The sequence below is a fragment of the Bacillus sp. ISL-47 genome (assembly GCF_018613175.1).
Taxonomy (GTDB): Bacteria; Bacillota; Bacilli; order Bacillales; family Cytobacillaceae; genus Cytobacillus.
On sequence record NZ_JAGGQS010000036.1, the window covers coordinates 16108 to 29027 of the forward strand.

The 12920-nt window shown below is 43.8% G+C and carries 14 protein-coding genes and 1 tRNA gene; 1 reads left to right on the top strand and 14 read right to left on the bottom strand.

The window, feature by feature from the left end; genetic code table 11:
* Positions 1-186: 186 nt before the first annotated feature.
* A tRNA-Arg gene (locus tag J7I93_RS12780) sits at positions 187-258 on the bottom strand.
* A 486-nt stretch (positions 259-744) separates the two neighbouring features.
* On the opposite strand from J7I93_RS12780, the gene clpP reads away from it, so the two are divergent.
* Positions 745-1350: an ATP-dependent Clp endopeptidase proteolytic subunit ClpP gene (clpP, locus tag J7I93_RS12785; protein WP_214726248.1), complete on the top strand. Its 606-nt coding sequence runs from the start codon at positions 745-747 to the stop codon at positions 1348-1350.
* Between the two features lie 38 nt (positions 1351-1388).
* Here clpP and J7I93_RS12790 read toward each other — a convergent pair whose 3' ends face one another.
* From J7I93_RS12790 to hisB, 13 genes are all read right to left on the bottom strand, one after another.
* The gene (locus J7I93_RS12790; RefSeq protein ID WP_214726249.1) at positions 1389-1646 is read right to left on the bottom strand and encodes an HPr family phosphocarrier protein; all 258 of its coding nucleotides are present in this window, start codon (positions 1644-1646) and stop codon (positions 1389-1391) included.
* A 27-nt stretch (positions 1647-1673) separates the two neighbouring features.
* On the bottom strand, positions 1674-2624 hold the full coding sequence (whiA, locus tag J7I93_RS12795; protein ID WP_214726250.1) for a DNA-binding protein WhiA: 951 nt from the start codon (positions 2622-2624) through the stop codon (positions 1674-1676).
* A gap of 126 nt (positions 2625-2750) precedes the next feature.
* On the bottom strand, positions 2751-3728 hold the full coding sequence (locus J7I93_RS12800; RefSeq protein WP_214726251.1) for a gluconeogenesis factor YvcK family protein: 978 nt from the start codon (positions 3726-3728) through the stop codon (positions 2751-2753).
* On the bottom strand, positions 3725-4618 hold the full coding sequence (gene rapZ / locus J7I93_RS12805) for an RNase adapter RapZ (RefSeq protein ID WP_214726252.1): 894 nt from the start codon (positions 4616-4618) through the stop codon (positions 3725-3727). Before rapZ ends, J7I93_RS12800 begins: the two co-directional genes overlap by 4 nt.
* 27 nt (positions 4619-4645) lie before the next feature.
* Complete coding sequence (locus J7I93_RS12810; RefSeq protein ID WP_026582041.1) at positions 4646-5104, bottom strand: NUDIX hydrolase; 459 nt, start codon at positions 5102-5104, stop codon at positions 4646-4648.
* Positions 5105-5569: 465 nt separating this feature from the next.
* Positions 5570-6520, bottom strand: coding sequence for a thioredoxin-disulfide reductase (trxB, locus tag J7I93_RS12815; protein ID WP_214726253.1), 951 nt, complete (start codon positions 6518-6520; stop codon positions 5570-5572).
* Between the two features lie 141 nt (positions 6521-6661).
* A complete protein-coding gene (locus J7I93_RS12820) occupies positions 6662-8161 on the bottom strand; it encodes a tetratricopeptide repeat protein (RefSeq protein WP_214726254.1) in 1500 nt (499 codons plus the stop codon).
* A gap of 147 nt (positions 8162-8308) precedes the next feature.
* The gene (locus J7I93_RS12825) at positions 8309-9310 is read right to left on the bottom strand and encodes a nuclease-related domain-containing protein (protein WP_214726255.1); all 1002 of its coding nucleotides are present in this window, start codon (positions 9308-9310) and stop codon (positions 8309-8311) included.
* A gap of 244 nt (positions 9311-9554) precedes the next feature.
* Positions 9555-10211: a bifunctional phosphoribosyl-AMP cyclohydrolase/phosphoribosyl-ATP diphosphatase HisIE gene (hisIE, locus tag J7I93_RS12830; RefSeq protein WP_214726256.1), complete on the bottom strand. Its 657-nt coding sequence runs from the start codon at positions 10209-10211 to the stop codon at positions 9555-9557.
* Positions 10208-10966: an imidazole glycerol phosphate synthase subunit HisF gene (hisF, locus tag J7I93_RS12835; RefSeq protein ID WP_214726257.1), complete on the bottom strand. Its 759-nt coding sequence runs from the start codon at positions 10964-10966 to the stop codon at positions 10208-10210. The genes hisIE and hisF overlap by 4 nt, the downstream gene beginning before the upstream one ends.
* Positions 10960-11697, bottom strand: a complete 738-nt coding sequence (hisA, locus tag J7I93_RS12840; RefSeq protein WP_214726258.1) for a 1-(5-phosphoribosyl)-5-[(5-phosphoribosylamino)methylideneamino]imidazole-4-carboxamide isomerase — start codon at positions 11695-11697, stop codon at positions 10960-10962. The genes hisF and hisA overlap by 7 nt, the downstream gene beginning before the upstream one ends.
* Positions 11694-12332 (bottom strand): imidazole glycerol phosphate synthase subunit HisH, encoded by a 639-nt coding sequence (hisH, locus tag J7I93_RS12845; RefSeq protein WP_214726259.1) that lies wholly within the window; start codon positions 12330-12332, stop codon positions 11694-11696. Before hisH ends, hisA begins: the two co-directional genes overlap by 4 nt.
* A complete protein-coding gene (hisB, locus tag J7I93_RS12850; protein ID WP_214726260.1) occupies positions 12333-12920 on the bottom strand; it encodes an imidazoleglycerol-phosphate dehydratase HisB in 588 nt (195 codons plus the stop codon). It lies immediately after the preceding gene.

Consider the following 12920-nt stretch of genomic DNA (forward strand, 5'->3'; position numbering starts at 1 on the left):
AACAGGCAAATTTAACAGAGCTTTAGTATTAAGCGGTATTAGAAGGGATAAGAGAATTTATGTGCGGATAAAAGTTTTTCTGTGTGGATATCACCGATTTATGTGTGGATAAATTTTTTATGTTCAATTGGGGAAAACGGACAAAATAAAAACCCCCTGTCCATATCAGACAAGGAGTTTTGGCAGCGCCCTCGGCAGGAATCGAACCCACATCTCAAGAACCGGAATCTTACGTGCTATCCGTTGCACCACGAGGGCAGATATGTTAATCACAGGCTGACCAAGCGCTCAGCCGTTACGATTACTAATTATATGATATGTTCCTTAACTTTGCAAGCATACTTTTGTTTAAAAATTGGAGCAATGGGTATCATGGAATGGAAAAGGACAACAAAGAAAATGATGTCGAACGAATATGCCTGGCTTTCCATGCGATTTGTTTGACCTTAATTGACCATGAGTGTATCATGATAGTACATACAGAACGAAATGCGGAAGCGCCTTCTAGATGAACTTCAACTAAAGACCGCCACGTCCTGTGGCGAACGTTGAAGCCAGCCCATCCTGTGCAAGTCCGACAAGCATAAGACGAATCACGCAGGAAATCCTGATTTCTGGAGTGATTTGGCTTATGACTCGAGGAGCTAGGCGCTGAAGCTAGACAGCTTAAAATTTTCTTCACTTGGAAGAACATGCTTGTTCACATTGTATGTTGAACCCTTATTTTAAAGGAGGAATTTGAAAATGAACTTAATCCCTACAGTTATTGAACAAACAAACCGCGGGGAGCGCGCTTATGATATTTACTCCCGCCTTTTAAAAGACCGCATTATTATGCTGGGAAGCGGAATCGACGATAATGTGGCTAACTCTATTGTTGCCCAGTTGTTATTCCTTGAAGCTGAAAACCCTGAGAAAGACATTTCTATTTACATAAATAGCCCTGGCGGAAGCATCACAGCTGGTATGGCTATTTATGATACTATGCAATTTATCAGGCCAAAGGTACAGACGATTTGTATCGGTATGGCTGCATCAATGGGTGCTTTCTTGCTTGCTGCAGGTGAAAAAGGCAAGCGTTTTGCCCTTCCAAACAGTGAAGTTATGATTCACCAGCCACTTGGCGGTGCACAGGGCCAGGCGACAGAAATTGAAATTGCTGCAAAGCGCATTCTATTCCTTCGCGAAAAGCTGAATACGATCCTTTCAGAGCGCACAGGACAGCCGCTTGAAGTGATTGCAAGAGACACTGACCGCGACAACTTCATGACAGCTGAAAGAGCGCTTGAATACGGTCTGGTTGATCAGATTATTACCCGCAATTCCCTGGAAGAAAAGAAAGATAAATAAGATAAAAAACAACTCGCATCTTCCCGATGCGAGTTGTTTTAATTTTCCTTCTGAATGTATTTTGCCAGTTCTTCGATCGCTTCGTTTTCGTCGTTTCCTTCTGCTTTTAAGGTAACCACAGACCCGGAACTGACTGCGAGGCTCATAAGCCCCATAATACTTTTCGCATTTACCTTTTTGCCGTCCTTTTCAAGGAAGATATCGGATGAGAACCGATTTGCCTCCTGAACAAATAATGCTGCCGGACGTGCCTGCAATCCTGTTTTAAGCTTAACTTCAACCTGTTTTTCCGCCATGTTTATCTCCTCCCTGCTGACTCCTTGTTAATGATGTGATATCGTTTCTCCTGTTCGGAGTTTATCAGCTATTTCATCTATTTTTCTTAATCTGTGATTGATGCCCGATTTACTAATATTGCTGCCTGAGACCATTTCCCCAAGCTCTTTCAATGTGACATCCTGATACGCCACACGCAATTCGGCGATCTCCCTTAGCTTGTCAGGCAGAATCTGCAGGCCGACTGTCTGGTCGATGAACCGAATGTTTTCAACCTGTCGCAGCGCTGCACCGATGGTTTTGTTCAAGTTCGCTGTTTCACAATTTACGAGACGGTTAACCGAATTTCGCATATCCCGCACAATCCGGATATCTTCAAAGCGCAGCAATGCAGAGTGGGCACCGATAATGTTCAGGAATTCGGTTATCTTTTCAGCTTCCTTTAAGTACGTGATATATCCTTTTTTCCGTTCGAGTGTTTTGCTGTTCAGTCCGAACGTATTCATTAATTCACACAGAGCGTCGTTATGCTCCTTATAAAGCGAAGCAATTTCAAGATGATAGGATGAGGTTTCCGGGTTATTAACTGACCCCCCGGCAAGGAATGCGCCGCGCAGGTAAGAACGCTTACAACATTTCTTTTTAATAAGCTCACCCGAAATATCGTGTGTAAAAACGAATCCCTCGCTTAAAATTTTCAGGTCATCAAGTATCATGCTTGCCTGTTCGTTCAATCTGACAATATAAACATTGTTCTTTTTCAATCTCATTTTCTTGCGGACAAGCAGCTCAACCTGAACTTGATAGTTCTTTTTTATCAGTGTGTAAATCCTTCTTGCGATTGCCGCATTTTCCGTCTGAATATCCACGATCAATTTTTTATTTGAAAAAGAAAGTGATCCATTCATCCTGATGAGTGCGGATAATTCCGCTTTTCCACAGCAATCTTTTATTTCCAGGTTCGTCAATTCCTTTTTCGTTTCCGAAGCGAAAGACATCCCTTCACCCCCTATCTGCAAAAACTGAAGCCAGGATAAAAACTATTCTTTAGAAATAATATTCTTTCCAGTGCAAGCGTATGCACCATTTAAATATCATCGGCTTAGCCTTTGCACACATATATATTACGCGTTAAAACGCTTATTGGTTTCATCTAAAAGCAAATTATAGAGCATTTGGGCAACTTCTTTTGTATCATGGCGAATCATCCCATTTTCGTGGCTGACAATCTCGCCATGCATAATCTCAAGGCCCAGTTCGGTCAGTGCACCTGTATCATAAACAACAGGCTTAGCCATTTCCTCGCTATACCGTTCCTGGATATGCTGAGGAATTTCTTCATTATTGACAAGAATCGTGTTGATAAACGCACAGCTCATATGGTCATATAACGCCTTCACATGGTCACTGGCTGTATAGTCAAGCGTTTCTCCTGCTTGTGTCATTAAATTGCATATATACACTTTTTTGGCTTTCGAATGGCAAACCTCGCTGCCAAGCTTAGGCACTAGCAGGTTTGGAAGTATGCTTGTGTATAAGCTGCCAGGCCCAATAATAATCATATCTGCCTGTCTGATTGCCTGCAGTGTTTCAGGCAGGGCTTTAATATTTTTAGGCGTTAAGAATACCCGTTTAATTTTTTTGCCGGAGTAAGGGATCTTCGATTCACCTGAAACGATTGTCCCGTCTTCCATTTCCGCATGCAGCACAACACTTTGATTGGCAGCCGGCAGAACCTTTCCCCGTACATTTAAAACCTTGCTCATTTCCTGAATGGCATGGACAAAATTGCCTGTAATCGAGGTCATGGCTGCAAGAATCAGGTTACCGAGTGAATGGCCGGATAACTCATTGGATGTCGCAAAGCGATGCTGGAACATCTCTTCAATCAGCGGCTCCACATCTGATAGAGCTGCCAGTACATTACGGATATCCCCAGGCGGAGGGATGCGAAGGTCCGTTCGTAATCTTCCTGAGCTCCCGCCATCATCGGCTACTGTCACAATCGCAGTAATATCAACAGGATGCTTCTTTAATCCCCGCAGGAGAACGGGCAATCCTGTTCCGCCTCCGATGATGACAATTCTAGGCTGTCTGTTCATTTGGTGTTTTCCTTTCTCCTCTCGATGTCACGATGAGTGATAGCCGTGTGGTAGTCCTTTTTAAAATAATTGGCTATATATTCTGCCAATGCTACCGAACGGTGCTGGCCTCCAGTACAGCCAATCGCCACAACGAGCTGGGCCTTTCCTTCCCTTTTATAGTGAGGAAGCATAAAGCTCAGCAGCTCCGTAACCTTCTCGAGGAATTTACTTGTTTCCGTCCATTTCAGCACATAGCTGGAAACATCTTCATCCAAACCAGTTTTCGGCCTCATATGCTCGATATAATGAGGATTTGGCAGGAAACGCACATCGAATACAAGATCTGCGTCAATCGGTATTCCATGCTTAAAGCCAAAGGACATCACATTGACAGTAAAGATTGTCTTTTTATTTAATGAAAATTCCGTAAGAATTTTTTCACGCAATTCTCTTGGTTTCATTTGGGAAGTGTTATAAATAAGCTGGGCCCTTCCTTTTAACTCCTCCAGCAGCTCCCGCTCAAGCTTAATTCCTTCCAGGGGCAATCCGGATGGAGCAAGGGGATGTGATCGTCTGGTTTCCTTATATCTTCTAACCAATGTCGAATCATCCGCGTCCAGGAAAAGAATTTGCGGGGTAACCCATGAGGTCTCCGATAACTCATCCAAAGCCTTAAACAAATGATCGAAAAATTCACGCCCGCGCAAATCCATCACTAATGCTACCTTATTCATCTTATTACCTGATTCCTTCATCAGTTCAAGAAACTTCGGCAGCAGTGTCGGCGGCAAATTATCGACACAGAAGAAGCCAAGGTCTTCAAAGCTTTGAATGGCTACCGTCTTGCCGGCCCCCGACATTCCCGTAATAATGACCATTTGAGTATCATTCACAGCACCCGTACTCATTCTATTTCCCCCTGTTTATGTCAAAATTCAGCTAGGATCCAGCCTGTAACTGATCAATTCAAAGTCTGGCGTGTACGTAAACGTTCCATAAATCATGCCCTGGCCGTGAATCATATATTCCAATATATGTGAATCACCAGCAGCCATCGGCAGATTTTTTATCTCCGAAAACGGATGCCAGCGAAGCTTGCCTTCCTCGGACTCATCCACATTTAAACCATCGGAGGCTGTGGCCAGGAACGTGAACATCATCCACTCCTGTACAACCTTATCGCCATCCTTCATGATAAAGGTAAAAATCCCTTTTATATTGGGATTGCGGAGATAGATCCCGGTTTCTTCCCTGAACTCACGGATGCACGAGTCCCTTACTGATTCGCCCGGCTCCATTTTTCCGCCCGGCGCCACCCACCAGCCTCGTCTGGGCTTTTGCAAAAGCAATACTTGATCATCTTTTAATAACACACAATTCGTGACTCGCTGCAACACTATTCACCTCTAATTTATCCGAATCATTCCGTTACCTGCTTTTGCACGGAATCGCTTTATGTAAAAGCCGGCTAACGCTTTTCTTTATTCCTTTCATTATACTATTTTTGTCTTACAGCCACAATGAATACAGATTTCCAATAAAGAAAGTTAAAAAGAATACCGGAGGGGCCTGTTGAGTACTTCGCAAACCGCTGGCAAGACTTGATTCCGTAAGCCTCTCTCCATATAAACTTCCCAATGCAAAAAAAAGAGCACAGGCCAAGTGCCTGTGCTTTACAAAGGATTATATCTTTAAAAGGGGGTCAATTTCTATTCCTATATTACCCGATATTTATTTCACACAGGTTACAGGAGAATTAAAACAACATGACTTTTTGTTAATCTTTGCACGAGGTGGCTAAATTTTCTAATAAAAAAAGCTGCACGTACCCCTTTTGGGCGATGTGCAGCTTTTTGAGATTAATTTTTCGCTTTAAGGCTTTCTTTTAGTTCTTCAACATAGTGCTGGGCACTTTGAGCAGCGATACTTCCATCGCCAGTAGCCGTTACGATTTGGCGCAGGGATTTTTCTCGAATGTCGCCGGCAGCAAAGATGCCTTCCGCTTTCGTTTCCATACGCTCATTTGTTTCAATGTAGCCATTGCTGTTTGTAATGCCAAGGCTTGCAAACGGCTTGGATAGAGGAACCATGCCGACATAAATGAAAATACCGTCTGCCTTAAATTCCCTTTCTTCACCGGTTTCAGTAGACACAAGTGTTACGCTGCCCACTTTGCCGTCCTTTTCATTGACTTCTTTAACAGTTGTATTCCAGATGAAGTCAACTTTTTCATTATCAAAAGCACGCTGCTGCAGTATGGCCTGCGCGCGAAGTTCGTCACGTCTGTGTACGATTGTCACCTTGGATGCGAAGCGAGTTAAATAAACACCTTCCTCAACAGCGGAGTCACCGCCGCCGACAACAACAAGCTCTTTGCCTTTAAAGAAAGCACCATCACAGACCGCGCAATATGACACACCGCGTCCGCCCAGTTCTTTTTCTCCAGGAATGCCAAGCTTCTTGTACTCCGCACCAGTTGAAATAATGACGGAACGCGCTTTGTATTGCTTGGATCCGGCAACAATTGTTTTATACTCTTCGCCGTCAATCACTTCTTTAATATCACCATAAGCGTATTCAGCGCCGAATTTTTTCGCATGGTCAAACATTTTTGTAGATAAATCCGGCCCTAAAATATGATCAAAACCAGGATAGTTTTCAACTTCTTCTGTGTTCGCCATTTGTCCGCCTGGAACACCGCGTTCAAGCATTAATGTAGACAGATTGGCACGGGATGTATAGACAGCAGCTGTCATTCCGGCCGGACCTGCTCCAGCGATAATGACATCATAAATTTTTTCTTCACTCACAACGATTCACTCCTTCAGTAATCTGCTCTCCTGTAATATCCGCAAGGTTTATTATTAAATAGTCCTTTATTACGCATATTATAGTATGACCTTCTTACTGCTATCCTATAAAATCCAAGAGTGTTTCGTCCAAAAATCTGCTCACTGAAGACGGTCGTTCACAGATTTCACATATTTGCCCATCGTTGAAGCGGAAATTCCGTACCTGCCGGCTATTTTTGATTGTGAAACCTTTTCGTTGCGGAGCTTATGCCACACATATTCAATGGCAGCGGCCCAGGCTTCTTTATTTTTAACGTTCTGCTGGTTATTTGTCATTTCAACAAAAATGGTAAACCACATTAAATATAACCCGGCTTCCACTGTACCGATTGGATGATGGTTTTCATAAAGCAGCTCGGCCGTTTTATGCGCATCCTGTACGCCGTTCGGCGTTTCCTGCTCGTTCTTAACAAATGAAAGATAATCCTTTTCCATTTGTGTGAACCTGCCATTTTCGACCATTGCGTCTGATGCCAAAATGTCATTTTTTCTGCTGGAAACGGACGTTAGGAAAAGTCCAAATAAGCGCTCTTCAATATAATCGCTTTCCAGCTTTTTCAGAATGGACGAATAGTGGTCTTCAAAACCGCTGTTCGTTACTTTTTCATCATTCCAAGGTTCAAAGCCAACCTTCTCCGGATTGATTTCGATTGCTTTCTTCCATGCAGATTTCGCCAGTTCTTCCCTGCCGGTAAAATAAGCTGAGTAAGACAGCCAGTAATAGAAGGGACCGTCCCCTTCAAAGCCCTTTTTCTGAAGCTTGCGCAGCCATGAAAAAGCAGCATCGTATTCACCTGTTAACGCAAAAGTCGCACCCAGTTTAAACTGATGTTCAACCGAAAGCGGCTTTATTTTTTTCAGGGCCTCTTTTAATAAACGCACCTGCCTGAAATCACGCTCATAAAAGGCAAAAACAAGCTTGTTGCAAAGAGCATGAAGATTTCCCGGATTTTCCTCAAGAACTTTCTCCAGAATATCGGAGGCCTTTTGGACCTCACCCAGGTAAAAATACGCCAATGCCAGGTTGTTGTATGCGGACCAATACTCCGGATATTCATCAATTACCGAATTCAGGATCTCCACCGCTTTCGGAAAATGCCCGGACTCAAGCAATTCTCGTGCGTGCTCCTGCTTCGTAATTAGATCATCCTGCTCGTAAAGATCCTCATCCAAATCATCCGCCTCAAGCGTCAGTAAATCCAATAGATCCTCTGTATCTTCCGTGAACTCTCCGTCCCGATCCAAATCAAGATACGTATTTGCATGCTGATAAGCATCCTTAAAAAGACCCAAATGAGCATAATTGTTTGCGAGGAAATAATGGCACTCCACCATATCCTCATCAAGCTCCTCCAGTATCATATGAAGCAATCGATTTGATTCCTGATACTCGCCCATCTCGGAATGGACAATCGCCAGCTGACAAACAATCATCGGTTCACCCGGCTCTAGCTGCATCGCACGCATTAAGTATTTCTTCGCTTTATGAAAATCCCTGCGGTGGTACGCCTTAATTCCTTTGGAAAAATAGTACTCACCTGTCGGGATAAATGACAGTAACTTTCCTTTTTGGTGTCTAGCCTTAGAGTCTTTGCTCATGAAATCCTCCATTAATGTTAGTAACTAAAGTAGTATATCATATGAACAAGCCTGCGGAGAAGGGATGAAATCACATTAGTGTTTCCAGCAGGATTTTTTTATTGGAAATCTTACCGCTGTTATGTTTTAAAGGGTTATTGCAGCAGTTTAATACAGCTGGATATCTATATGGGGAATGTCCTGATAGCGGGGCGGCGGAAGATAGCGGCGGCCTTTGCCTGTGCCGGTATGGGGGAGGTTGAGGGACAGGAGGATTTTTAATGAAGTAGTGCGTGAGGCCAGCCCAAGAAATTGGCGGATCTCATGGTTAGATACTGGCTGGTCATTGTTTAAAAGGAATAAATCGATGACTGCTTGATAGTGGGCATCTCTATTAGCTATTTTGCATGTCTGGCAATACCAAGTGGCATATTGGCGTTTCATGGACAGGGAATGGCAGGAAGGACAAATGACTCCCGTTTTAACTTCATTAAAGGGAATTTTATAATAGTTAAGGACATCAAATGTCTCAGGCTGATGTTCTTTGTTAAGCTGGTGGGAGATTCTTTTTATTTCTTTGGTATCAATCAGCTCTTTATAAGATTGATTGATCTTCTCTATTTCACTGTTCAAGTATTGGACATGTTTAACTCTTTGGAGAATACGAGTGTAATTGGGAGTTGTTTTAATGATGGTGGACGGCTTGCTTATAACAACGAGGAATTCTATTGGAAGTGGAATATTTCTTTTGTTTACCCATTTTTTCAGCTCTTGCAGCTGCTGGTTTGCCTGTTCAATCGGGTTGGCATAACCTTTTTCCTCACCGGCAGGATTCGTTTGAATTAACTGGTTGCATACAGGGTCAAAGTAAAGAACACCTGCATAATTTTTTATTTCAAGAATGAGAGCATAGCGTGTCGTAAGAATAAGGGTATCAATCTGAAAAAAATAAATGCCATTTGTAAGACGAAGACCATGAAAAATATGATAGTCTTTTTCTGGAAGCTTACTTAAGTGGAAGTCCAAAGCCTGTTCGCCTCTGTAACCGGCCATGCGCTTTGCCAGGTCACTCATAATTTCCGGGATTTTTGAACTGTTGTTTGGGAGACGCCGGAGCAGCGCATTATTCTTTAAGATTTTTATTGGAATTGTTCGTTTTTTTACTATCAAATTATCACTCCTTTATATAATGTCGTTTAGTAATTCTATAAAAAAAGGATTAATACCTTTTTTACGGACTAATTCGGACTAATTATCGTATGAAAAATGGTTTATGCATCACTTTCACGATTTATGAATCAGTTTTGTGGATATATGCGTCACTTTGTGGCAAATATGCTTCACTTTTTAAAAATATGCGTCACTCCTTGATGTAACAAGTTTGCAGCCGGAGATACAAAAAAACCGCCCTCCCTTATTCGGAGGCCGGTTCACTTTTCTTATCGTGCCGCTTATTTAATACTTTCAAAACTTCATTAAAAGGCAGGTCCTGTTCACGCAGGAGTACCATTAAGTGATAGATCAAGTCGGCTGATTCCCATTTTAGTTCTTCCTTATCGCGGTTTTTCGCAGCGATAATAACTTCCGCCGATTCTTCGCCGACTTTTTTCAGGATTTTATCGACGCCTTTTTCAAAGAGGTAGGTCGTATAAGCTCCTTCAGGACGTGTCTTTTCGCGTTCTGCGATGACTTTTTCAAGTGTGTAGAGAATTTCGTATGAAGATAAATCAGATGCAGGTCCGCTAGCTTCTTCCCCGTATACTCTTTCCTCAAAGCAGCTTTCTGTTCCTTTATGGCAGGCAGGCCCTGCTGGCTCAACCAATACCACAATGGCGTCCTGGTCGCAATCAAGCTTCATTTCAACGATTTTCTGCGTGTTTCCACTTGTTGCCCCCTTGTGCCAAAGCTCATTGCGGGAACGGCTGAAGAACCAGGTTTCGCCTGTTTCCGCTGATTTCAATAAAGACTCCTGGTTCATATAAGCGAGTGTTAAAACTTCTTTAGTCTTCGCATTTTGTACTACAGCAGGGATTAGTCCCTTTTCGTCAAACTTCACGCTCTCCATATTCATCGGACAACCACCCCTTTTTCCTTTATATAAGCTTTCACTTCTGCAACAGATGTTTCTTTATAGTGAAAAATCGATGCTGCCAGGGCGGCATCTGCTTTTCCATCGATAAATGCTTCGGCAAAGTGATCGGCATTGCCGGCGCCGCCGGATGCGATTACCGGAATCGAAACAGCTTCACTGACTGCTTTCGTAAGCTTAAGATCGAAGCCTTTTTTCTCGCCGTCTGAATCCATGCTTGTCAGTAAAATTTCGCCGGCGCCGCGTTCAGCAGCTTCGCGCGCCCAGGCAATGACTTCAAGTTTAGTTGGTGTCCGGCCGCCATGTGTGTACACGCGCCAGGAACCCAGCTCTTCATCATATTTCGCGTCAATCGCTACAACAATGCACTGAGATCCGAAAAAGTTCGCACCTTCTGTAATTAAATCAGGGTTATTTACAGCAGCTGTATTAAGAGAAACCTTGTCGGCCCCCGCGCGCAAAATCCGCTTCATATCTTCGAGCGCATTAATGCCGCCACCGACTGTAAAGGGGATGGCCAGCTCAGAAGCAACCGCCTTAACGACTTCCACCATCGTTTTCCGGCCTTCATGAGACGCTGAAATATCGAGAAATACCAGTTCATCAGCACCCTGTTCATCATAAAATCGGGCAAGCTCAACCGGATCTCCGGCATCACGCAGCTGAACAAACTGAATTCCTTTTACAACACGGCCGTCTTTAACATCCAGGCAAGGAACAATGCGTTTTGTCAGCATGATTCCTTCACCTCTTTCAGTGCTTCCGCCACCGTAAAGCGCCCTTCGTAAATGGCCTTTCCAACGATTGCCCCGGTAACACCTTCAGAAACGAAATCTTTTAATTGAGCCAAATCAGCCAGCTGGCTGACACCGCCGGATGCGATGACGTTTTTACCTGTTTCTTTTGCAAGCTGGCGAACCGCTTCCATGTTTGGTCCTGATAGCATGCCGTCCGTTGCGATATCCGTAAAAATAAACGTTTCCGCTCCCGCGCCTGCAAATCTTTTTCCAAGGTCAACTGCCTTTACTTCAGAGGTTTCAAGCCAGCCATGTGTCGCAACATAGCCATTTTTCGCATCAAGCCCGACAGCAATGGACTTTCCGTACTTCTTAATCATTTCGATTGCAAACTCAGGGCTGGAAACAGCGATGCTTCCGATAATCACACGGGTAACGCCATTTTCGAGATAATGCAGGATGTCCTGTTCCGTACGGATTCCGCCGCCGATTTGGACAGAAACGCCAAGCTCGCGGGCAGCCTGGATTACATACTCATCATTTACTCGCTTCCCGTCCTTTGCTCCATCAAGGTCTACCATATGAATCCAGTCCGCACCCTCCTCAGCAAACTTCTTTGCCATATCAAACGGAGAGTCGCCATACACGGTTTCCTTATCGTAATCACCCTGCAGCAGCCGGACGCACTTGCCGCCTCTCATATCGATTGCCGGATAAATGGTAAAACTCATTTCACAGACATCCTTTCTTCAGCCAGCTTGGTAAAGTTGCGCAGCAGCGCCATTCCGAGCGTACTGCTTTTTTCAGGGTGGAATTGCATGCCAAACACATTACCCCTGCCGACAACTGCCGGCACTTCGACATCATACAAGCTTCTGCTGATGACAACTTCTTTATCATTTGTATCCACAAAATAAGAGTGGACGAAATAAACATAATTTTCTTCAAGCCCATTTAAAATGGGAGAGCTATGTAAGAATTCAAGGCGATTCCAGCCCATATGAGGCACTTTATACGTTTCGCCTGCAGCTGTTGCGCCTGGAAAACGTCTTACATGGCCGGGCAAGAGCTGCAAACCCTCTGTCAGCCCATTCTCTTCGCTATCATCAAACAAAAGCTGCATCCCGAGGCAAATACCAAGCAGCGGCTTCCCTGTTTCTGCATATTCTTTTACAAGATCAGCAAGGCCTGTTGAATGTAAGATGGACATTGCATCTTTAAAGGAGCCGACTCCAGGCAAAATCAATCCATCTGCCTTCATCAGCTCATCTTTATTTTCAGATAGAAAATAAGGCACTTCCAAGCGTTCAAGCGCTTTGCTGACGCTAAAGAGATTCCCCATTCCGTAATCAATGATGCCGATCATTTACAACATCCCTTTCGTTGATGGAACTCCCTTAATCTTCGGGTCAATAGTCGTTGCTTCATCAAGAGCACGAGCGAGCGCTTTAAAAATCGCTTCAATAATATGGTGTGTATTTTGTCCGTAGTGAACGATCACATGCAGGTTCATTCTTGCTTCTAGTGCAAGCTTCCAGAGGAATTCATGCACTAGCTCCGTATCAAACGTGCCAACCTTTTGGCTTGGAAACTCAGCGCGCATTTCCAGGTGCGGGCGATTGCTGAGGTCAACCACAACTTGAGCCAAAGCTTCATCCATTGGAACAAAAGCGTTGCCATAGCGCTTGATGCCTTTTTTATCACCTAAAGCATCCTTCAGCACTTGTCCAAGGCAAATGCCGATATCCTCTGTCGTATGGTGGTCATCAACGTCCGTATCCCCATTGGCAACAATGTTCAAATCAAATTGCCCATGCTTGGCGAACAGGTCAAGCATATGCGTCATAAAAGGTACACCTGTTTCCAGGTCGCTTTTGCCTTCCCCATCTATATTTAAGGAAAGTGAGATATTTGTTTCGTTTGTTTTACGGGAAATTTCTGCAGTTCTGGCCAT